We start from the raw sequence: 20,343 nt of genomic DNA on the forward strand, positions 1-20,343 counted from the left end.
GAGGAGACCTTCCTGATGGCTTATGAAACGATCATCGTCGAAACCCACGGCAAGGTTGGCATCATCACGCTGAACCGGCCAAAGGCGCTCAACGCGCTCAACTCCGAGGTTCTGAAGGAGCTGCTGGCCGCCAGCCAGGCCTTCGATGCCGATCCGGAGATCGGCGCGATCGTTCTCACTGGCTCGGAAAAAGCCTTCGCCGCAGGCGCCGACATCAAGGAGATGCAGTCCAAGACCTATGTGGACATGTATCTGGAAGACTTTTTCTCCGGCTGGGAAGCGTTTACGCGCGTGCGCAAGCCGGTGATCGGGGCGGTCGCGGGCTATGCGCTCGGCGGCGGCTGCGAGCTCGCCATGATGTGCGACTTCATCATTGCCGCGGACACGGCCAAGTTCGGCCAGCCCGAGATCACGCTCGGCGTCATGCCGGGCATGGGCGGCTCGCAGCGCCTGACCCGCTTTGTCGGAAAGTCCAAGGCCATGGACATGTGCCTGACTGGACGGATGATGGACGCGGCAGAGGCCGAACGCAGCGGCCTGGTGTCGCGCGTGGTGCCCGCGGGCGAGTTGCTCGACGAGGCCCTGAAGGCGGCCGCCAAGATCGCAAGCCTCTCGCTGCCAGCGGTCATCATGACCAAGGAGGCGGTAAACCGCTCCTACGAGACGACGCTTTCGGAAGGGCTTCGTTTCGAGCGACGCGTGTTTCATTCCATGTTCGCGCTCGAAGACCAGAAGGAAGGAATGGCCGCGTTTTCGGAGAAGCGTGCCCCCAACTTCAAGAACCGCTGAGCGCACCGGCAATGGTCTCAGCAAATGCGGCGGAAACGGCGTTGACGCGCGCGAAAGACTGAACTATAAGCCCCAACAACCGAGGCGGCCTCTGGCTGCCCATTTATTTTTGCGTCCTGAAGCTTATCTCGGGCGCCATCACTGAAACGCAAAGAGAGGCATCATGGCCAATACATCCTCGGCCAAAAAGGCAACGCGCAAGATCGCCAGCCGCACTGCGGTTAACAAGAACCGTCGCTCGCGCGTCCGCACCTATGTGCGCAAGGTCGAAGAAGCCCTGGCCGCAGGCGACAAGTCGGCTGCTGAAGCCGCCCTCCTGGCTGCTCAGCCCGAACTGATGCGCGCCGCCACCAAGGGCGTCCTGCACAAGAACACGGCTTCCCGCAAGGTTTCGCGCCTTACCCTGCGCGTTAAGGCCCTGTCTGCCTAATTCTTAAGATATTTAGTATCCGACTACAGAAAACCCGGCCCAAAAGGCCGGGTTTTTCGTTTGCCGAAGAAAATGCGAAAAAGAGCGGAAGTAGCTCCGCAAGGGAATATCTTCCTGAAGCTTTGATTATTTGCCGGCGCATTCACGCCTGACGGAATCTACAACCGCTGCGCGCAGGGCAGGGCGGACATATCTCATCCGTAAAAGCCCTTATTTTTCATTGGCTTGCAAAACGTTATCCACAGCCTGTTCATTTCACTGACCAGGGCCAGCAACCGGGTAGCTGTCAAGATTTTTTTTTAAAAAGATTTTCTCAGCCGCACCCGTTTTCGCATTGGATCGGAAAGGGGTTGAATCGAAACACTTTTGTCGATTCCCGCGGTCTTGCGAAAGGCGGAGTCAATAGCTAGGGCGGCCGGATTCATTAAAAAAGGGTTGTGCGTGGCCTTGCCCTGTCCACAGCGTTTTTTGTAGTGTCTTTTCATTGAGAGGGACGGGCCTACGGCCTCAAGACCTAGCCAGAAAATAATGGGGTGTTGGACGCGGACATAATCCGCGTGCTGGCGTGGTTTTGCCTTTTCGATGAATAGGGCGCGTGGGTAAAGCGAACTTGTAAAAGGAGAGTAGGCTCTGGCGCGTGCCGCCGGATGAGTTGGTTCGCCGCAGTCTTGTGGCGACCCCGCAGCTGTTTGCTTGCGGACTGGAATTAGCAGTGTCGGTTGCCGCAAGCGGCGGTAACCGCGTTTGAGAGTAGAAGGGCTGCCACGAGGCGGATGCAAGATTATGCAGCCGACGCAGCCCGGTGCAGGTACGGACGACGAGGATTGCTACAATGCATAATGGCATCGACAAGGAAGCAAAGTCAGACTTCCTTTTTCCAGTGAACCTCATCGAGGGGAATGAGATGACGGGCTCCAGCGGCGCGGAGAAGACATTCGACCGGGTCAAGGCACAGCTGAAGGCACGTCTCGGCAGCGAGGTGTATTCGAGCTGGTTTGGCCGCATGAAGCTTGCGGAAGCTTCCAAGGGCCTGGTGAGGATTTCGGTTCCCACGGCGTTTCTGCGCTCGTGGATCAACAGCCATTATCTTGAGCTGATCTCGGAGATTTGGAAGGCAGAGGACTCGGAAGTCCTCAAGGTCGACATCGTGGTGCGCACGGCAACCCGGCTTGCCGCTCCTACCGAAGATGTCGAGAAGGTGCAGCAGCGCCGCAAGGCGACGCGGCAGACCCACACGACCCTTTCGACCGGGACGACCGCCAACACGACCCTGGAGCGCGCAGCACCCTCGCTGCAGAGCGCCCCGAGCGGCGATTTCCGTCAGAACGTCCTCGGCTCGCCGCTGGACGCGCGCTACACGTTCCAATCCTTCGTCGAGGGCCCGTCCAACCGGGTAGCCTTCGCCGCAGCTCGCGCCGTGGCGGAATCGGCCCAAAGCGCAGTGCGCTTCAACCCGCTCTTCATCCACGCGACGGTCGGTCTTGGAAAGACTCACCTTCTGCAGGCTATCGCCGCCGAGTCGCTGAAGCAGAACCCGCATTCGCGCGTCGTGTATCTGACGGCCGAGTATTTCATGTGGCGCTTTGCGACCGCCATTCGCGACAACAACGCGCTGTCGCTCAAGGAACAGCTGCGCGACATCGACCTCCTGATCATCGACGACATGCAGTTCCTGCAGGGCAAGTCGATCCAGCACGAGTTCTGCCACCTCATCAACATGCTGCTGGACAGCGCTAAGCAGGTGGTGGTTGCCGCCGACCGGCCGCCGTCCGAGCTGGAATCGCTTGAGCCGCGCGTGCGTTCGCGCCTCAATGGCGGCGTGGCGCTGGAAATGCAGACGCCGGACTTCGGCATGCGGCTCAGCATGCTGAAGACGCGCTTGGAAACCGCCAAGGTCGAGGATCCGGCCCTGGCTATCAACGAGGAGATTCTCTCCCACGTCGCCCGCACCGTGACCGGCAGCGGCCGCGAGTTGGAAGGCGCGTTCAACCAGCTCGTGTTCCGCCAGTCCTTCGAGCCGCAGCTCAACATCGAGCGCATCGACGAGATTCTCGGCCACATCTACCGCTCCGGCGAGCCGAAGCGCGTCCGCATCGAGGACATCCAGCGCATCGTGGCGCGACACTACAACGTGTCGAAGACCGAGCTCCTGTCCAACCGGCGCACGCGCACCATCGTCAAGCCGCGGCAGATCGCCATGTATCTCGCCAAGGTGATGACCCCGCGCTCGCTGCCCGAGATCGGGCGCCGTTTCGGCGGCCGCGACCACACCACGGTGCTGCATGCCGTGCGCAAGATCGAAGACCTCTCCGGCGCCGACAACACGCTGGCACAGGAACTGGAATTGCTGCGCCGGCTGATCACCGACCAGGCCTGAGCGGCCTGACGGAGATAGCGGGGCACGCGACCGGCGGTCGCGGCGAGGTTATCCCCAAAATGCCCGCGGGTTTGCCCTTGAAAGGCACCGCGGGCTTGCCTTTTCCCGCCTTTTCCTGTCAGTTTGGCTTAATTCCAACGATGGTTGGACCTTGTGCGGGGGCCGAGCCCGGTACCCCGCTACTTCTGTCAAGCGAGCTTGTTTCGTCATGCGTGTTATCCTGGAACGCTCAAACCTTCTGAAGTCCCTGAACCACGTTCATCGCGTGGTGGAGCGGCGCAACACGATCCCGATCCTGTCGAACGTGCTTTTGCATGCCGACGGCGCAAGCCTCGAAATGAAAGCCACCGACCTCGACCTTGAGGTGAATGAAGCGACTGCCGCGAATGTGGAACAGGCCGGCGCCACGACGGTGCCCGCGCATCTGCTCTACGACATCGTGCGCAAGTTGCCGGACGGCGCCGAAGTGATGCTGAAGACCGACGAGGACGGCAACGCCATGTCGGTGATTTCCGGGCGCTCGAGCTTCCGCCTGCAGTGCCTGCCGCAGTCGGACTTCCCGGAACTCTCGGCCGGCCAGTTCACGCACAACTTCCGGCTCGAGTCCGCCGCCGTGAAGACGCTGATCGAAAAGACCCAGTTCGCCATCTCCACCGAGGAGACGCGCTACTATCTCAACGGCATCTTCCTGCACACGCTGGAAGTGGGCGGCAAGCTGAAGCTGCGCTCTGTCGCGACCGACGGCCATCGCCTCGCCCGCGCCGAAATGGATGCGCCGGCTGGCTCCGAGGGCATGCCGGGCATCATCATTCCGCGCAAGACCGTGAGCGAGCTGCAGAAGCTGGTCGACGATCCCGACGTTCCAGTCACCACCGAACTGTCGGACACCAAGATCCGCTTCACCATCGGCAGCGTGGTGCTCACCTCCAAGCTGATCGACGGCACCTTCCCGGATTATCAGCGCGTCATTCCGACCGGAAACGACAAGCAGCTGATCATCGACCGCGAGAGCTTTGCGCGCGCCGTCGATCGCGTCTCGACGATCTCGTCCGAGCGCGGCCGCGCGGTGAAGCTGTCGATCTCCGACGGCCAGGTGACGCTTGCCGTCAACAACCCCGATTCGGGCAGCGCCACCGAAGAGATCGCGGCCGACTATTCGTCCGACCCGATCGAGATCGGCTTCAACGCAAAATACCTGCTCGATGTCGCCGCCCAGCTTTCCGGCAGCGAGGCCAAGTTCATGCTGGCGGATGCCGGCTCGCCTACGCTGATCCACGACACGGCCGATGAGCACGCGCTTTATGTGCTCATGCCGATGCGCGTCTAGGCTGACGGCATTTCGAACAGGTCGATGGGCGGTAGGCGGACGTGACGTCGACTTACATCAGTAGGCTTACGCTTACGAATTTCCGCAATTATTCGGCGCTTTCGCTGGATCTGAAGCCCGGCGCCGTCGTCTTCACCGGCGAAAACGGCGCCGGCAAGACCAATCTCCTGGAGGCCATTTCCTTCCTGACGCCGGGGCGCGGCCTGAGGCGCGCGCCCTATGGCGACGTCGCACGTGAAGACAGCGTCGGCGGCTTCACCGTCCATGCCCTAGTCGAAGGCGAGTTCGGCGATGCCGAGATCGGGACCGGAACCTCGGGCACGGATGTGCCGGGCGAATCGGGACGGCGGGTGCGCATCAACGGCGCCAACGCTAAGTCCGCCGACGACATGCTGGAATGGCTGCGCGTGCTCTGGCTGACGCCGGCGATGGACACGCTTTTCACCGGGTCGGCGGGGGACCGCCGCCGCTTCCTCGACCGACTCGTACTGGCGATCGACCCCAGCCATGGCCAGCGCGCGCTCGACTATGAAAAGGCAATGCGCGGCCGCAATCGCCTGCTCGCCGAAGAATCGCGCGACCGCCAATGGTTCGAGGCGATCGAGACGCAGATGGCCGAGACCGGCGTGGCGATTGCCGCCGCGCGAGTCGAAATGGTGCGGCTGCTTGCGGCGATGATCGAGAAGCTGCCGGCCTCCGGCCCCTTCCCACAGGCCGATATCGCGCTTTCCGGCACGCTCGAAAGCCAGATCAGCCAGCGGCCTGCCGTGGAGATCGAGGAATCCTTCCGCCGTGCGCTGGCCGAAGGCCGGGATCGCGACCGCGCCGCCGGCCGCACATTGGACGGGCCGCATCGCAGCGACCTCATCGTGACCCATCGGCCGAAGGCCATGCCGGCCGAACTGTGCTCCACCGGCGAGCAGAAGGCGCTGCTGGTAGGCATCATCGTTTCGCATGCGCGGCTCTGCGGCGAGATGTCGGGCACGGTGCCGATCCTGCTGCTCGACGAGATCGCGGCTCATCTCGACGCCGGCCGCCGCGCCGCCCTTTTTGCCATCCTGGATGAGCTCGGCTGCCAGGCCTTCATGACCGGCACCGAGCCGGTGCTGTTTTCCAGCCTGCACGGCAAGGCATTGTTCCTTACCGTCGATCATGGATCGGTTCGCCCCACCGAAGACGCCTGACAAGACCGGGCCGCGCCGATATGATCGGCCCATGAATATCAACCAGCCCCCCTCCCCGCTCACGCCTGAAGAACTGGAGCGCTATGCGCGTCACATCGTGCTGCCGGAAATCGGCGGTGCAGGCCAGCAGAAGCTGAAGCGCGCGCGGGTGCTGGTCATCGGAGCCGGCGGGCTCGGCGCGCCCGTGCTGCAATATCTGGCAGCGGCAGGCGTCGGCACATTGGGCATCGTCGACGACGACACTGTTTCGCTGTCCAACCTGCAGCGCCAGGTGATTCATGACACCGATGCGGTGGGCATCTCAAAGCTCGAGAGCGCGAAGGCCGCGCTGCTGCGGATCAATCCTCATGTCAGCGTCGAACTGCACGATTTCCGGCTGACCGCCGAGAACGCCGAAGCGCTGGTGACGCAATATGACCTCGTGGTCGACGGCTCCGACAATTTTGCCACCCGCTACGCCGTAGCCGACGCCTGCGAGGCAGTGAAGCGGCCGCTGGTGCATGCCGCCGTCGGCCGTTTTGACGGCTCCATCACCGTGCTGAAACCGTTCGAGATCAGCGCCGACGGCGTGCAGAACCCAAGCTATCGCGACCTCTTCCCCGAGGCACCGCCGGCCGGCCTGGTGCCCTCCTGCGCGGAAGCTGGCATCGTCGGCGCGCTGACCGGTGTGATCGGCACTCTGCAGGCGATGGAGGCAATCAAGCTGATCACTGGCATCGGTGAGCCGCTGGTGGGGCGCCTGCTGCTTTACGACGCGCTGGCGGCCCGCTTTGATACGGTGCGCTATCGGAGGCGAGCTTGACGGTCGCGCCGGACCAGGTTGGCGTCGCCAGGCTGCCGGCGGAGTTCAATCGCTGGAACGAACTTTTGGGGCTGATCCTCGACGCCTTCGCCTATATGGACGGCGTCATCGACCCACCCTCCTCCGCTCATCGGCTGACGCCGGAGAATCTTGCTGCCAAGGCAGGCACGGAGACCGTCTTTCTGGCCACTGTCGGCAAGGCGTTGGTGGGCTGCGTTTTCGTCGCCGAGAGCCACGACCACTTTTATGTCGGCAAGCTCGCGGTAGCACCGACAGCGCAAGGAGCCGGCGTTGGCAAACGCCTGCTCGGCGCCGTCGAACAGTTTGCTCGTGAGAGTGGCAAGCCGATTCTCGAACTGCAAACACGCATCGAGCTGATCGACAACCAAAAGGCGTTCGGCAGAATGGGCTTTGTCGAAACGGCGCGCACCGTCCATGAGGGCTTCGACCGCCCGACCTCGATCACGATGCGGAGGGTGCTCGGCTGAACGCAAAGTGAGCCGGCAAATGTCGGTGGCAACTGCCACAAAAGCCAAGAGCGGCCAGGCCGAAGCCTGCCGCCCATAAGGCTCACCTTACGATGTCCTGTTACCTTCAGTTGCTGCCGTAGAGAATACGCGAGCTCGCGCCGAGACGATTGACGGGCGTGCCGATAGCGGCGCTCGAGGTAAAATCGTTCGACGGCGCGTTCACAACGACCGAAGCCTTGGCAGCATCGCCGTAGCGGGCGGAGGTATCGGGGGCAGTCGTGGCAATGACGCCGCTGTTTACCTGGTTAACGACCGGGGCCGCATCGCCATAGCGGTTGTTTGCATAAGCCGTGCTCGAGGCAAGCAGGACGGCGGCAAGGGCAACAAAGGTCTTGTTCATTTCAACTCTCCTAAAATCTCATTTCGGAACCGTAGGGCGTCTGCCGTGTCGTTCCGATGCATCGTAGATATGTGAACGAGATTCAGCACAGTAGGGTCGTTTTGGTGAACGATGCGTCGAACAACGATCGCTCACATCTTGGTGCTCTGGGCACAGGCCATGAGCAACGCGCCGTGATCGCGGCGCGCCCCAATGCCGTGCGGAATCAGGCAAAGCCTATTCGGCGGGGCGCCAGTCTGGCGCCCGCTTGTCGGCACAAAACTTTGATTTAGCCGGCTTAATAGTCGCTCAGAAGCGAAGCGGCAGCACGCGATCCGGCGGACGATGCCCGTCAATGAAGGTGCGGATGTTGATGATGACCTTCTCGCCCATATCGATGCGGCCTTCGATGGTGGCCGAGCCCATATGCGGCAGGATGACAACCTTGCCCTTGGCGGCGAGCTTGACCAGCTTGGGATTGACGGCCGGCTCATGCTCGAAGACGTCAAGCCCGGCGCCGGCGATCTTGCCTTCCTGGAGCAGCTTGACCAGCGCATCCTCGTCGATGATGTCGCCGCGCGCCGTGTTGACCAGATAGGCCGAGGGCTGCATCAGCGCGAGCCGGCGCGCCGAAAGCAGATGGAAGGTCGCCGGCGTCGACGGGCAATTGACCGAGATGATGTCCATGCGGGCCAGCATCTGGTCGAGGCTTTCCCAATAGGTCGCTTCCAGCTCGTCCTCGACGCTGCGCAGCACGCGGTTGCGGTTGTGATAGTGGATAGACAGGCCGAACGCCTTGGCGCGGCGCGCCACCGCGGTGCCGATGCGCCCCATGCCGACGATGCCGAGGCGCTTACCCCAGATGCGGCGACCGAGCATCCATGTCGGCGACCAGCCGGCCCATTTGCCGCCGCTTTCCAGCAGGGTGGCGCCTTCGGCCAGGCGGCGCGGCACCGCCAGCATCAGCGCCATGGTCATGTCGGCGGTGTCTTCGGTGAGGACGTTCGGCGTGTTGGTGACGGTGATTCCACGCTTGGCGGCCGCTGCGACGTCAATCTTGTCGACGCCGTTGCCGAAATTGGCGATCAGCTTGAGATTGTCACCGGCCTGCTCGATCAGCGCGGCGTCGATTCGGTCGGTCACGGTCGGCACCAGCACGTCCGCTTCCTTCACTGCGGCCACCAGCTCCGGCTGGCTCATCGGCCTGTCCTCGAGATTGAGACGCGCGTCGAACAGTTCCCGCATGCGGGTCTCGACCTGATCGGGAAGCTTGCGCGTAATCACCACGAGAGGCTTCTTTTTGCCGGCCATTGTGTCCTCGAATCCGGATCCCGTTGAGACCTCTTTAACCAAGACGCGCGAAACTGGAAACCTGCCTTGGCGCAACTGCCTGTGTAACAAGCGGTGCTGCCGAAGACAAAGAAAAAGGGGGCGTGCACCGCGGGCCGCGGTCACGCTTCATATACAAGGAAATGAAGGTGTCTGGTTTCGTGTCGCTTCGCATTGCGGCAGTCGCTGCGGTGACTGGCCTCGCATTCTTGTCGGCAAGCGCCTCGGTCACGATCGGCGCGCCCGCTCCCAACCAGGAAGTCACGCTGGGCCCGAGCGGCCTGCCGCTTCCGCGATTCGTCAGCCTCAAATCCGGCAAGGTGAACTCCCGCATCGGACCGGGCCTGAACTACCCGGTCGACTGGCTCTATCTCAAGCCCGGCCTGCCGATGGAGATCATCCAGGAATATGACAACTGGCGCCGGGTGCGCGACGCCGATGGCGCGGAAGGCTGGGTCAACCAGACGCTGCTGTCGGGCAAGCGCACCGCAATCGCGGCCCCATGGCAGCGCGGCAAGGACGCCAAGCTCAATCTCCTAGCCAAACCGGACGCGGAAGCGCGCACCGTCGCGATTCTCGACCCCGGCGTCGTCGGCAAGATCAAGGCTTGCAACGGCGACTGGTGCGAGATGACCTTCGACGGCGTGACCGGCTGGATCAAGCAGACGATGCTGTGGGGCGCCTATCCGGGCGAACTGGTGAAGGACTAACGCATAGCCCCAAAATCGGAATCGATTTTTGGAAAGGATTATGCGTAGATTCAAAGTGTTACAGCGTCCTTTGCCCGCCCGATCGGGCGCGCGGCGCTGTAAGCCTCAGGCTCTCCGCCCGATGCGGCCCAGCGTCGTATCCTGAAAACCGGTCGCGTATTTGAGCCCGTAGCCGAGGCTACGGTCGATGGCGATATGGGCAAGCCAGATCGCCGCGACCTGCAAGGCGAGCGCGTGGCCGGTATAAGCGCCGCCAGCCAGAAGCAGCAGCGGCCAGAACATGACATGGAGCATGTTGTAGGTGAACGCGCCTACGCGCGGGCCTGCAAGATAGCCGAGCATCGAAAGATCGGGCGCCAGAATCAGCAGAACGAACAACAGCCATCCGCCACCGGCAAACACGTAAAAGACGATCGCCCCGAGGAAGACGGCCAACCATTCAAGCCTGACGATGAGATCGACTGGCCGCATGGGCCGTTCAGGGCACCCGCTTGGGACGCAGCCTCACCACGATATCGACATTGGCGATCTCGAGGCCTTCCGGCGGCTCCGGCAGGTTGAGAACCTTGACCGAACCGGGGTCGATGTCGAACACCTTGTTCTCGCCTTCGATGAAGAAGTGATGGTGATCGGAGGTGTTGGTGTCGAAATAGGTCTTCGACCCTTCCACCGCGAGAATGCGCAGCAGCCCCGCCTCGGTGAACTGGTGGAGCGAATTGTAGACGGTGGCCAGCGATACCGGCACACCGGCCGACACCGCTTCCTCGTGCAGCTCTTCCGCCGAGAGATGACGGTCGCCCTTCGCGAACAGCAGACTTGCGAGCGCGACGCGTTGACGCGTCGGGCGCAAGCCCGCCTCGCGCACGCGCCTCTCAATTGCCATCTCATTGGGGACGGTCAATTCCATCAGTCCGCCGGTTCCGTTTCTATATCGGAAGGTTTTCGCACCCAGAGCAAAATTGGTCAAAAACCAAGTTTCCCCTGACATATATTCCGTCAAAGGGATGCGATCAATAGGCGCACATTGACCCAGGCAGACCGGCAGGCTAATCGCAAAGTGCGGTTTCCGTGCGGAAACAGACTGTGTTACTGAACGAAGCGGCGCGGATGGCGCCCGGAAGCCAGACGGGGAAGGAATTCATGGCGGTTTCGAAATCCAGCTACGAGTATGAGGAATTGCTTGCCTGCGCCCGCGGCGAACTGTTCGGCCCCGGCAATGCGCAACTTCCCTACCCGCCGATGCTGATGTTCAACCGGATCACAGAGATCAGCGAGACCGGTGGCGAGTTCGGCAAGGGCTTCGTGCGCGCCGAGCTCGAGATCAGCCGCGACCTCTGGTTCTTCCCCTGCCATTTCATCAACGATCCGGTCATGCCCGGTTGCCTCGGCCTCGATGCTCTGTGGCAGCTTTCCGGCTTCTTCCTCGGCTGGCTCGGCGAGCCCGGCAAGGGCCGCGCGCTGTCGACCGGCGAAGTCAAGTTCACCGGCATGGTCACCCCTGCCAACAAGAAGGTCGAGTACGGCGTCGACTTCAAGCGCGTGATGCGCGGACGCCTGGTGCTCGGCATCGGCGACGGCTGGCTAAAGGCCGACGGCGAAACCATCTACAAGGCCACTGACCTGCGCGTCGGCCTGTTCAAGGAAGCAGCAGCGGCCTGATTCAGGCCACGCAGCACGAAGGAGCACACATGAGACGTGTCGTTGTCACGGGCCTCGGTATCGTATCGTCCATCGGAAACAATGCCGATGAGGTTACCGCATCGCTGCGGGACGCCAAATCGGGCATCAGCTTCTCGGAATCCTTTGCCGAGCACGGCTTCCGCTGCCAGGTGTGGGGCGCGCCCACGCTGGACCCGACCGAGCTTGTCGACCGCCGCGCCATGCGGTTCCTCTCCAAGGGCGGCGCCTGGAACCATGTCGCGATGGACCAGGCTATCGCCGATGCCGGCCTCGAGCAGGGCGACATCACCAATGAGCGCACCGGCATCGTGATGGGTTCGGGCGGTCCGTCGACCCGCACCATCGTCGAGGCGGCCGAGACGACGCTGAAGAACAACAGCCCCAAGCGCATCGGACCGTTCGCGGTGCCGAAGGCGATGTCGTCCACCGCTTCGGCCACGCTCGCCACCTGGTTCAAGATCCACGGCGTCAACTACTCGATCTCGTCGGCCTGCTCGACCTCGGCGCACTGCATCGGCAACGCCTATGAGCTGATCCAGTGGGGCAAGCAGGACATGGTCTTTGCCGGCGGCCACGAGGATCTCGACTGGACGATGTCGGACCTCTTCGACGCCATGGGCGCGATGTCCTCCAAGTACAACGATCGTGCTCCGGTCGCCTCGCGCGCCTATGACGTCAACCGCGACGGTTTCGTCATCGCCGGCGGCGCGGGTGTGCTGGTTCTGGAAGAGCTGGAGCATGCCAAGGCGCGCGGCGCCAAGATCTACGCCGAAGTGGTCGGCTATGGCGCGACCTCGGACGGCTACGACATGGTCGCGCCCTCGGGCGAAGGCGCCATCCGCTGCATGAAGCAGGCGCTTTCGACCGTCTCGCAGCCGGTCGACTACATCAACACGCACGGCACCTCGACGCCCGTCGGCGATTCGAAGGAGATGGGTGCGATCCGCGAAGTGTTCGGCGACAAGATGCCGAACATCACCTCGACCAAGTCGCTGACCGGCCATTCGCTGGGCGCTGCCGGCGTGCAGGAATCGATCTATTCGATCCTGATGATGCAGGGCGGCTTCATCGGCGAGAGCGCTCACATCGAGGAGCTCGACCCCGAATTCGAAGGCATGCCGATAGTGCGCAAGCGCATCGACAACGCCAAGATCGACACGGTTCTCTCGAACTCCTTCGGGTTCGGCGGCACCAACGCCACGCTGGTGTTCCAGCGCTACAACGGCTGAGGATATACTTCCAATGGAAGGTTTGATGAAAGGCAAGCGCGGCCTCGTCATGGGCGTCGCCAACGACCATTCTATTGCCTGGGGCATTGCCAAGCAGCTTCACGCGCACGGGGCCGAAATGGCCTTCACCTATCAGGGCGAGGCTTTCGGCCGTCGCGTCAAGCCGCTTGCCGACCAGGTCAACGCTTCGCTGATCCTGCCCTGCGACGTGGAAGACAGCGCGTCTGTCACCTCGGTGTTCGAGACGCTGGGCAACGAATGGGGCGGTCTGGACTTCGTCGTCCACGCCATCGGCTTCTCGGACAAGAACGAGCTTAAGGGCCTCTACGCCAACACCACACGCGAAAACTTCATCCGCACGATGGTGATCTCCTGCTACTCCTTCACGGAAGTCGCGCGCAACGCGGCAGGCCTGATGAAGGATGGCGGCTCGATGCTGACGCTGACCTATGCGGGGTCCACCCGCGTCATGCCGAACTACAACGTCATGGGCGTTGCCAAGGCGGGCCTGGAAGCCAGCGTCCGCTATCTGGCCGACGACTACGGCCCGCGCGGCATCCGCGTCAACGCGATCTCGGCCGGCCCGGTACGCACGCTGGCTGGCGCGGGCATCTCCGATGCGCGCTTCATGTTCTCCTACCAGCAGCGCAATTCGCCGCTGCGCCGTACCGTGACCCTCGACGAAGTCGGCGGCTCGGCGCTTTACCTGCTTTCGGACCTGTCCTCGGGCGTGACCGGCGAGATCCACTATGTGGATTCCGGCTACCACATCGTCTCGATGCCCACGCTGGACGAGTTGAAGCAGACCGGCCACGAATAAGCGGGCACGCCTCGCTCGAACGCAAAACGGCCGGGTCAGCTCGGCCGTTTTCATTTTAGGGCAAGCGCCTCAACGGCGCGCGACCAGCACCTTGAACAGGTTGTTGCGCACCACTTCCTGCTGCTGGCCGAAAACCTGCGACAGCGTCTTCTCGTAGGGCAGCTGGCGATTGGCCACCATCACAAGACGCCCGCCCGACTTGAGCGCCGCCGCGGCCGCCTTGATCATCCCCTGCCCGATATCCGGCTCAGCAGCGCGGCGCTGGTGGAATGGCGGGTTCATGAAGATGAAATCGTAGCGGCGCGAAACCGGCTCGCCCAGAAGATCGTGCCAGAAGAAGTTCTTCTGCATCGAACCGGTCGTCGCCAGGTTGCGCTTTGCCGCTTCGAGTGACGAAAAATCCGCCTCGTAGAGATCGAGCGTGAACAGTTTTGGGAAGCGCTGGGCCAGTTCGGCTGCGATAAAACCCCAGCCGGCGCAGAAATCGGCGACTGCGCCGAACACCTTGTCGGGCAGGTTCTCCACCAGGAGCCGCGAACCCGCATCGATCTCGTCGGCCGAGAACATGCCGGGCGCGGTGACGAAACGCCCATCGAGCAGCCGCTCGCCATTACCCACACGCAGTTGCTCCACGATGCCCGCCACTTCCGCGGGTCGTCGCAGCCAGAAGGCGATGCCGTGATGTTTGGGCAATTGGTCTACGATCGGGACAAGCTCGCCCATGCGCTTGCGCAGGCTGGCTATGCCATCGACCTTGCTGCCCGCTATCAGTATCAGACCACCCTCACCCACACGCGCGAGCGCCTCGGCGATCAAAAGCTCATTGGCGCCCCTGTGGCGACCGCAGAGCACCAGAGCGGCATCGAAGCCTTCTCCTTCCGGCAAAGGCGTCACGCGGCTGCCTGTGGCCTCCAGGGGCCTGTGCCAGGGCCGAAATCCCTGGACGAGCGACAGCTCGGCCTCAAAGCCTTCAGGCAGGCGAAAGCCCGGCTCCGCGCCGAGAAACAGCACGCGCGCGCCGTTACCTGGCGGCGGCAGTGCCTCGGCCTCGAATGGATGGAACAGGGTTTTTAGCGCGTCGCGGGTCATGTGCTGCTGATAGAACAATTCCGGGAGGATGCCAGCCCCTTCCCGCGTCTTCCGCAGCCTGTTAAGGGCAAACCCCTTGCACTGTTCGGCGGCAACACTTAGTCATGCCCGCTGATACACCCCAAAAGGAGCAACGCATCGAATGTGATTTCAACCTGACCGCAACGCGAATCCGCTTTGTCATCAGGGAAATCATTACGCATGCCTGCTTCAATAGCTTTATCCAATCTCCGCCTTTCCACGCCTGACGGTCGCGCCCTTCTCTCCGGCATAGACCTCGCTTTCGGCCCCGGACGAACGGGTCTCATCGGCCGCAATGGCGTCGGCAAAAGCACACTCGTCGCTCTAATTGCCGGGACGCTGGCGCCCTCATCCGGCTCGATTTCCGTCAGCGGCAGGCTCGGCATTTTCAAACAATCGGTACAGGTGGGCCCGGAAGAGACCATCACGGATCTTTTCGGCGTCAGCGATGCGCTTGCGCTGTTGCAGCGGGCCTATGAAGGCAACGCGACGCTGGAGGAGTTGGCAGACGTCGACTGGCAGCTCGAAGCCCGCATGGAAGCGGCGCTGGCGAAGATTGGGCTCGATGTCGGTCCCCAAACGCCGCTGCACAAGCTGTCCGGCGGCCAGCGCACGCGCGCTGGGCTCGCGGCTCTGCACTTCTCGGAAGCCGATTTCCTCTTGATGGACGAGCCCACCAACAATCTCGACCGGGGCGGCCGGCTCACGCTCTACGACATGCTGGCGAACTGGCGTCGGGGTGCTCTCGTCGTCAGCCATGACCGCGAGCTTCTCGAACTCATGGACGAGATTGTCGAACTCACCTCGCTTGGCGCCACCCGCTACGGCGGCAACTGGAGCGTTTATCGCGAGCGCAAGGCACTGGAGCTGGCCTCAGTGCAGCATGATCTCGATCACGCCGAGAAGCAGGCGTCAGAGGTTGCCCGCGCCACACAAGTCGCACAGGAACGTAAGGCGCGCAGGGACGGCAATGGCCGCAGACAGGCCCTGAAGGGCGGCGCCCCGCGCATCGTGCTTGGCGGGCTGAAGTCACGAAGCGAAAACAGTGGCGGTGCCCAGGTCCGTCTGGCCAGCGACCGCCAGTCGCAAGCCCTCGAAGCCGTCGCCACGGCAAGGGGCCGCATCGAGGTGCTGCAGCCCATGGCCGTGACATTGCCACCAACCGGGCTTTCGCCGAGCAAGACCGTGCTGATGCTGGATAGCGTCAGCGCCGGCTACGCGCCGGACCGTCCCGTATTCACTAACCTGTCGCTCAGCGTGACCGGCCCGGAACGCGTTGCCGTCACCGGGCCGAATGGCTCCGGCAAGACGACGCTGCTCGAGCTTATCGCTGGCCGCCTGCGTCCCTTCTCCGGAAGCGTCCAGGTCACGACCGAGTTTGCGATGCTCGACCAGCGTGTAAGCATGCTCGATCCTCTGGCATCGATCCGCGACAATTTCCGCCGGATCAATCCGCTGGACGACGAGAATGCCTGCCGCGCTGCCCTTGCGCGTTTCAAGTTCCGAGCTGATGCGGCACTGCAGATGGTCTCGGAATTGAGCGGCGGGGAATTGCTGCGCGCAGGGATGGGCTGTGCGCTTGGCGGCACCGCACCGCCGCCCCTGCTGGTTCTCGACGAGCCGACCAATCACCTCGATCTGGAAGCGATCGAGGCAATCGAGGCGGGCTTACGCGCCTATGACGGCGCGCTCATCGTCGTCAGTCACGACGAGGCATTTTTGACCGCACTCGACATCTCGCGCAGGATTGAACTGCCGTCCGGCGAGGGTCGCTTCTTCCGCTAGCGCGTCTTCGGCAGCCAGTCGCGGCTCCAAAACGAAAACGGGCGCCGTAAGGCGCCCGCTTGTTTATCTTGGAACGGCAGCCTGGATCAGGCGGCGGTTTCCTCGTCCTCGGACTTCTTTTCCTTGACGATTTCCTTGCCGGTCTCCTGGTCGACGACCTTCATCGACAGGCGAACCTTGCCGCGCTCGTCGAAGCCCATGAGCTTGACGTAGACCTTCTGGCCTTCCTTGACGACGTCCGAGGTCTTGGCGACGCGCTCGTTGGAGAGCTGCGAGATGTGGACCAGACCGTCCTTCGGGCCGAAGAAGTTCACGAAAGCGCCGAAGTCAGCGGTCTTGACGACCGTGCCTTCGTAAATCTCGCCCACTTCCGGCTCGGCAACGATGGTGTGGATCCACTTGCGAGCCGCCTCGATCTCCTTAGCGTTCGACGAAGCGATCTTGACCGTGCCGTCGTCCTCGATGTTGATCTTGGCGCCGGTCTTTTCGACGATCTCGCGGATCACCTTGCCGCCCGAGCCGATGACGTCGCGGATCTTGTCGGTCGGGATGTGCATGACCTCGATGCGCGGCGCGAACTCGCCGAGTTCCTTGCGGCCCTCGGAAAGCGCCTTGGACATCTCGCCGAGGATATGGGTACGACCATCCTTGGCCTGGCCGAGAGCGATCTGCATGATCTCCTCGGTGATGCCGCTGATCTTGATGTCCATCTGCAGGGCGGTGATGCCGTGGGTGGTGCCGGCCACCTTGAAGTCCATGTCGCCGAGGTGGTCTTCGTCACCCAGGATGTCGGACAGAACCGCGAAGCGGTCGCCTTCCTTGATCAGGCCCATGGCGATGCCGGCAACCGGCTTGGCCAGCGGCACGCCGGCGTCCATCAGGGCCAGCGAGGTGCCGCAGACGGTAGCCATCGAGGACGAACCGTTGGACTCGGTGATCTCCGACACCGCGCGCAGCGTGTAGGGGAACTGTTCCGGGCTCGGCAGCATCGGGTGGATGGCGCGCCAGGCGAGCTTGCCGTGGCCGATTTCGCGACGGCCGGGCGAGCCCATGCGGCCAGTCTCACCGACCGAGAAGGGCGGGAAGTTGTAGTGAAGGAGGAAGGTCTCCTTGTACATGCCGGTCAGCGCGTCGACATACTGCTCGTCCTCGCCGGTGCCGAGCGTGGCGACGACGATCGCCTGCGTCTCACCGCGGGTGAACAGGGCCGAGCCGTGGGTGCGCGGCAGGATGCCGACTTCCGACACGATGGCGCGCACGGTCTTGAGGTCGCGGCCGTCGATGCGGCTGCCCGTGTCGAGGATGTTCCAGCGCACGATCTTGGCCTGGAGTTCCTTGAACACACCGGCGACCTGCTCGGCCGACCACTTGGGAGCCTCATCGCCTTCAGCGGCGAAAGCTGCCTTGACCTTGGCCTTGGCCGCGTCGACGGCGGCATAGCGCTGCTGCTTGTCGACGATCTTGTAGGCCTCGCGCAGATCGGCTTCCGCGACGGCCAGCATTTCCTTCTCGAGTTCCGAGAGGTCTTCCGTGATGTGCTCGCGCGGCTCCTTGGCGGCCAGCTCTGCCAGCTTGATGATCGCGTCGATCACCGGCTGGAAGCCCTTGTGGCCGAACATGACGGCGCCGAGCATGACCTCTTCCGAAAGCTCCTGGGCTTCCGACTCGACCATCAGCACGGCTTCGCCGGTGCCGGCAACGACGAGGTCGAGCTTCGATTCCGGCATCTCGTCGAGATGCGGGTTCAGCACGTATTCGCCATTGATGTAGCCGACGCGCGCGCCGCCGATCGGGCCCATGAAGGGCACGCCGGAAAGCGTCAGCGCTGCCGAGGCGGCAACCATCGACACGATGTCCGGATTGTTCTCCAGATCGTGCTGCATGACGGTGATGATGACCTGCGTGTCGTTCTTGTAGCCATCGGCGAAGAGCGGACGGATCGGGCGGTCGATCAGGCGCGAGACGAGCGTCTCGTTCTCGCTCGGACGACCTTCACGCTTGAAGTAGCCGCCCGGGATCTTGCCGGCAGCATAGGTCTTTTCCTGATAGTTGACGGTCAGCGGGAAGAAGTCCTGGCCCGGCTTCGGCTCCTTGGCCGAAACGACGGTGGCCAGAACGACGGTCTCGCCATAGGTGGCCATGACGGCGCCGTCAGCCTGACGTGCGATCTTGCCGGTTTCGAGGATAAGCGGGCGACCCGCCCACTCGATTTCCACTTTGTGATGATTGAACATGTCCTGTCCTTCAAATGCGGGAAGTCAGCGCACTTTCGCGCGCGCTTCCCTGGCTTGTTTTGGACGAGCCACGGGCAAGACAACGGGAGGTCTGGACTTGAAGCGTCAGGGCGACGCGCCAGGCATCCTGCAATCCTGCCCCATGACCTGTCCCATGAGGCGGTTTCGACCGGCCCTTTGCCTGGTCGAACCGTTGGCGTCCGATTTGCCGTCCTTTGGCATCTGGACGCTCGCGAACCCGATACTGCTGCCGGGTCCGAATGGCAGACCGGCGGACCTTTGTGGGATCCGCCGGTCAGAGCTTTAGCGACGCAGGCCGAGCTTCTCGATCAGCGTCTGGTAGCGGGCCCCATCCTTGCGCTTGAGGTAATCAAGCAGGCTGCGGCGCTGCGAAACCAGAGCCAGAAGACCACGACGGGAGTGATTGTCCTTCTTGTGGTCCTTGAAGTGCTCGGTCAGGTTCTTGATGCGCTCCGAGAGAACCGCAACCTGGACCTCGGGCGAACCGGTGTCGCCCGCAACGGTGGCGAACTCTGCAATCAGTTGCTTCTTGCGTTCGGCAGTAATCGACATCGTGTTTTTCCCTTTCGATCTGGAGGAAACGAGATGCCCACAGCCGGGATGTCGTCCAGCAGGGGCCGATGCACATCGCGCCACTTTGGCACAATGCTGCGGCGCATATAGTCCAAAACACGCGGAAAGGCCAGAGCTAATGTAAACTGGCCGAATCGGCGCCTTAGACGCTGAACACCCGACGCGGCTTGAACATGCCCGCTTCGATCGCACCGATCGCCAGGAGCTTGCCGCGCGCGGTCACGCAGGCATCGTCAGCCTCCACCGGCGCGTCGCGCCCGCGTATGATGACCGGGTTGCCGAGCCTGACCTTGGTTGCCGCATCGTCGCTCAGCGCGACCTGCGGCAAACATTCGAGCGCAGCACCCGTATCGAGCAGATAATCGTCAAGCGCGCCGAAATTGAGTTCCTCGCCGGAAGTCCTGGCCTCGGCAGTGGGCGCCGCAGCTTCTAGTTCCTGCAACGTGACGAAATCTTCCTCGGTGAAGGGGTCGACCTCCACACGGCGGAGCGCCGCGATATGGCCGAAGCAGCCGAGGTCACGGCCCATGTCGCGGGCCAGCGAGCGTACGTAGGTGCCCTTGCCGCACTCGATCTCGAAAACCGTGTGCCCTTCCGGGGTGCTTTCGAGAATGTCGAGGCGGCCGATCTCGATCTCGCGCGCGGGAATCTCGACGGTCTCGCCTTCGCGAGCCAGGTCATAGGCGCGCTCGCCGGCGATCTTGATGGCGGAAAACTGCGGCGGCGTCTGCATGATCACGCCGGTGTAATTCGGCAGCAGCGCGCGGACTTCCGCCTCGGTCGGACGCTTGTCGGAAGTCTTGGTGACCGGACCTTCCAGGTCGTCGGTCGAACGCTCTTCGCCCCAGGCGACGGTGAACTGGTAGATCTTGGCGCCGTCCATCACATAGGGCACGGTCTTGGTGGCCTCGCCCAGCGCGATCGGCAGCATGCCGGACGCAAGCGGGTCCAGCGTGCCGGCATGGCCAGCCTTCTCGGCCTGGAAAAGCCACTTGATCTTGGAGACGGCCTCGGTCGAGCCCATGCCCACCGGTTTGTCGAAAACGACCCAGCCCGAAACCGGCCGACCCTTCTTCTTGCCTCGGCGACCCATT

General features: G+C 62.8%; 19 protein-coding genes and 2 pseudogenes. 12 read left to right on the forward strand and 9 right to left on the reverse strand.

Annotated elements, in window-relative coordinates; genetic code table 11:
• The first annotated feature begins 15 nt into the window (after positions 1 to 15).
• From C7I85_RS21255 to C7I85_RS21285, 7 genes are all read left to right on the forward strand, one after another.
• Positions 16 to 789: an enoyl-CoA hydratase gene (locus tag C7I85_RS21255; protein ID WP_106726089.1), complete on the forward strand. Its 774-nt coding sequence runs from the start codon at positions 16 to 18 to the stop codon at positions 787 to 789.
• Between the two features lie 163 nt (positions 790 to 952).
• Positions 953 to 1,219, forward strand: coding sequence for a 30S ribosomal protein S20 (rpsT, locus tag C7I85_RS21260; RefSeq protein ID WP_106726033.1), 267 nt, complete (start codon positions 953 to 955; stop codon positions 1,217 to 1,219).
• An 832-nt stretch (positions 1,220 to 2,051) separates the two neighbouring features.
• The gene (gene dnaA / locus C7I85_RS21265; protein ID WP_106726034.1) at positions 2,052 to 3,596 is read left to right on the forward strand and encodes a chromosomal replication initiator protein DnaA; all 1,545 of its coding nucleotides are present in this window, start codon (positions 2,052 to 2,054) and stop codon (positions 3,594 to 3,596) included.
• A gap of 208 nt (positions 3,597 to 3,804) precedes the next feature.
• Complete coding sequence (dnaN, locus tag C7I85_RS21270) at positions 3,805 to 4,923, forward strand: DNA polymerase III subunit beta (RefSeq protein WP_106726035.1); 1,119 nt, start codon at positions 3,805 to 3,807, stop codon at positions 4,921 to 4,923.
• Between the two features lie 41 nt (positions 4,924 to 4,964).
• The gene (recF, locus tag C7I85_RS21275; protein ID WP_106726036.1) at positions 4,965 to 6,107 is read left to right on the forward strand and encodes a DNA replication/repair protein RecF; all 1,143 of its coding nucleotides are present in this window, start codon (positions 4,965 to 4,967) and stop codon (positions 6,105 to 6,107) included.
• Positions 6,108 to 6,138: 31 nt separating this feature from the next.
• Positions 6,139 to 6,909, forward strand: coding sequence for a molybdopterin-synthase adenylyltransferase MoeB (locus C7I85_RS21280; protein ID WP_106726090.1), 771 nt, complete (start codon positions 6,139 to 6,141; stop codon positions 6,907 to 6,909).
• Complete coding sequence (locus C7I85_RS21285; RefSeq protein ID WP_245445034.1) at positions 6,906 to 7,397, forward strand: GNAT family N-acetyltransferase; 492 nt, start codon at positions 6,906 to 6,908, stop codon at positions 7,395 to 7,397. Before C7I85_RS21280 ends, C7I85_RS21285 begins: the two co-directional genes overlap by 4 nt.
• Positions 7,398 to 7,503: 106 nt before the next feature.
• Here C7I85_RS21285 and C7I85_RS21290 read toward each other — a convergent pair whose 3' ends face one another.
• Entirely contained in the window at positions 7,504 to 7,779 is a 276-nt protein-coding gene (locus C7I85_RS21290; protein WP_106726037.1) for a hypothetical protein, read from the reverse strand.
• Positions 7,780 to 8,067: 288 nt separating this feature from the next.
• Positions 8,068 to 9,069 carry a 2-hydroxyacid dehydrogenase gene (locus tag C7I85_RS21295; RefSeq protein ID WP_106726038.1) on the reverse strand — a complete coding sequence of 334 codons (1,002 nt, stop codon included), beginning with the start codon at positions 9,067 to 9,069 and terminating at the stop codon, positions 8,068 to 8,070.
• Positions 9,070 to 9,236: 167 nt separating this feature from the next.
• Between C7I85_RS21295 and C7I85_RS21300 the strand changes: the two genes are divergently transcribed.
• Entirely contained in the window at positions 9,237 to 9,797 is a 561-nt protein-coding gene (locus C7I85_RS21300; RefSeq protein ID WP_181257246.1) for an SH3 domain-containing protein, read from the forward strand.
• 105 nt (positions 9,798 to 9,902) lie between these two features.
• On the opposite strand, the gene C7I85_RS21310 is transcribed toward C7I85_RS21300, so the two are convergent.
• Positions 9,903 to 10,268 (reverse strand): DUF4260 domain-containing protein, encoded by a 366-nt coding sequence (locus C7I85_RS21310; RefSeq protein WP_106726040.1) that lies wholly within the window; start codon positions 10,266 to 10,268, stop codon positions 9,903 to 9,905.
• 7 nt (positions 10,269 to 10,275) lie between these two features.
• Positions 10,276 to 10,704 (reverse strand): iron response transcriptional regulator IrrA, encoded by a 429-nt coding sequence (irrA, locus tag C7I85_RS21315; RefSeq protein WP_106726041.1) that lies wholly within the window; start codon positions 10,702 to 10,704, stop codon positions 10,276 to 10,278.
• A gap of 233 nt (positions 10,705 to 10,937) precedes the next feature.
• Here irrA and fabA point away from each other — a divergent pair, with 233 nt between their 5' ends.
• The 3 genes from fabA to fabI are packed head-to-tail and all read left to right on the forward strand — an operon-like array spanning position 10,938 to position 13,526.
• Complete coding sequence (fabA, locus tag C7I85_RS21320) at positions 10,938 to 11,456, forward strand: 3-hydroxyacyl-[acyl-carrier-protein] dehydratase FabA (protein WP_106726093.1); 519 nt, start codon at positions 10,938 to 10,940, stop codon at positions 11,454 to 11,456.
• Between the two features lie 29 nt (positions 11,457 to 11,485).
• Positions 11,486 to 12,706 carry a beta-ketoacyl-ACP synthase I gene (fabB, locus tag C7I85_RS21325; RefSeq protein WP_106726042.1) on the forward strand — a complete coding sequence of 407 codons (1,221 nt, stop codon included), beginning with the start codon at positions 11,486 to 11,488 and terminating at the stop codon, positions 12,704 to 12,706.
• A 13-nt stretch (positions 12,707 to 12,719) separates the two neighbouring features.
• Positions 12,720 to 13,526 (forward strand): enoyl-ACP reductase FabI, encoded by an 807-nt coding sequence (fabI, locus tag C7I85_RS21330; RefSeq protein ID WP_106726043.1) that lies wholly within the window; start codon positions 12,720 to 12,722, stop codon positions 13,524 to 13,526.
• Positions 13,527 to 13,595: 69 nt separating this feature from the next.
• Here the strand turns inward: fabI and C7I85_RS21335 are convergent, their stop codons facing one another.
• Positions 13,596 to 14,615 carry a class I SAM-dependent methyltransferase gene (locus C7I85_RS21335; protein WP_106726094.1) on the reverse strand — a complete coding sequence of 340 codons (1,020 nt, stop codon included), beginning with the start codon at positions 14,613 to 14,615 and terminating at the stop codon, positions 13,596 to 13,598.
• Between the two features lie 201 nt (positions 14,616 to 14,816).
• Between C7I85_RS21335 and C7I85_RS21340 the strand changes: the two genes are divergently transcribed.
• Positions 14,817 to 16,421, forward strand: a complete 1,605-nt coding sequence (locus C7I85_RS21340; RefSeq protein ID WP_106726044.1) for an ABC-F family ATP-binding cassette domain-containing protein — start codon at positions 14,817 to 14,819, stop codon at positions 16,419 to 16,421.
• Between the two features lie 86 nt (positions 16,422 to 16,507).
• Here C7I85_RS21340 and pnp read toward each other — a convergent pair whose 3' ends face one another.
• The 4 genes and pseudogenes from pnp to truB form a co-directional block, all read right to left on the reverse strand.
• Complete coding sequence (gene pnp, locus C7I85_RS21345) at positions 16,508 to 18,655, reverse strand: polyribonucleotide nucleotidyltransferase (RefSeq protein ID WP_106726045.1); 2,148 nt, start codon at positions 18,653 to 18,655, stop codon at positions 16,508 to 16,510.
• 303 nt (positions 18,656 to 18,958) lie between these two features.
• Positions 18,959 to 19,228: a 30S ribosomal protein S15 gene (gene rpsO / locus C7I85_RS21350; protein WP_106726046.1), complete on the reverse strand. Its 270-nt coding sequence runs from the start codon at positions 19,226 to 19,228 to the stop codon at positions 18,959 to 18,961.
• Positions 19,229 to 19,391: 163 nt separating this feature from the next.
• Positions 19,392 to 19,607: pseudogene (locus C7I85_RS32305) on the reverse strand (tRNA pseudouridine(55) synthase TruB); the annotation flags it as partial.
• A 36-nt stretch (positions 19,608 to 19,643) separates the two neighbouring features.
• Positions 19,644 to 20,342: pseudogene (gene truB, locus C7I85_RS21355) on the reverse strand (tRNA pseudouridine(55) synthase TruB); the annotation flags it as partial.
• Position 20,343: the final 1 nt, after the last annotated feature.

Source organism: Pseudaminobacter soli (ex Li et al. 2025), from assembly GCF_003012705.1.
Lineage (GTDB): Bacteria > Pseudomonadota > Alphaproteobacteria > Rhizobiales > Rhizobiaceae > Pseudaminobacter > Pseudaminobacter soli.

Coding starts and splice junctions, on each gene's coding strand:
- C7I85_RS21290 (WP_106726037.1), bottom strand. CDS start 7,779: ATGAACAAGACCTTTGTTGCCCTTGCCGCCGTCCTGCTTGCCTCGAGC.
- dnaN (WP_106726035.1), top strand. CDS start 3,805: ATGCGTGTTATCCTGGAACGCTCAAACCTTCTGAAGTCCCTGAACCAC.
- C7I85_RS21280 (WP_106726090.1), top strand. CDS start 6,139: ATGAATATCAACCAGCCCCCCTCCCCGCTCACGCCTGAAGAACTGGAG.
- rpsO (WP_106726046.1), bottom strand. CDS start 19,228: ATGTCGATTACTGCCGAACGCAAGAAGCAACTGATTGCAGAGTTCGCC.
- C7I85_RS21295 (WP_106726038.1), bottom strand. CDS start 9,069: ATGGCCGGCAAAAAGAAGCCTCTCGTGGTGATTACGCGCAAGCTTCCC.
- C7I85_RS21340 (WP_106726044.1), top strand. CDS start 14,817: ATGCCTGCTTCAATAGCTTTATCCAATCTCCGCCTTTCCACGCCTGAC.
- fabI (WP_106726043.1), top strand. CDS start 12,720: ATGGAAGGTTTGATGAAAGGCAAGCGCGGCCTCGTCATGGGCGTCGCC.
- C7I85_RS21335 (WP_106726094.1), bottom strand. CDS start 14,615: ATGACCCGCGACGCGCTAAAAACCCTGTTCCATCCATTCGAGGCCGAG.
- fabA (WP_106726093.1), top strand. CDS start 10,938: ATGGCGGTTTCGAAATCCAGCTACGAGTATGAGGAATTGCTTGCCTGC.
- dnaA (WP_106726034.1), top strand. CDS start 2,052: ATGCATAATGGCATCGACAAGGAAGCAAAGTCAGACTTCCTTTTTCCA.
- rpsT (WP_106726033.1), top strand. CDS start 953: ATGGCCAATACATCCTCGGCCAAAAAGGCAACGCGCAAGATCGCCAGC.
- fabB (WP_106726042.1), top strand. CDS start 11,486: ATGAGACGTGTCGTTGTCACGGGCCTCGGTATCGTATCGTCCATCGGA.
- C7I85_RS21255 (WP_106726089.1), top strand. CDS start 16: ATGGCTTATGAAACGATCATCGTCGAAACCCACGGCAAGGTTGGCATC.
- pnp (WP_106726045.1), bottom strand. CDS start 18,655: ATGTTCAATCATCACAAAGTGGAAATCGAGTGGGCGGGTCGCCCGCTT.
- C7I85_RS21310 (WP_106726040.1), bottom strand. CDS start 10,268: ATGCGGCCAGTCGATCTCATCGTCAGGCTTGAATGGTTGGCCGTCTTC.
- irrA (WP_106726041.1), bottom strand. CDS start 10,704: ATGGAATTGACCGTCCCCAATGAGATGGCAATTGAGAGGCGCGTGCGC.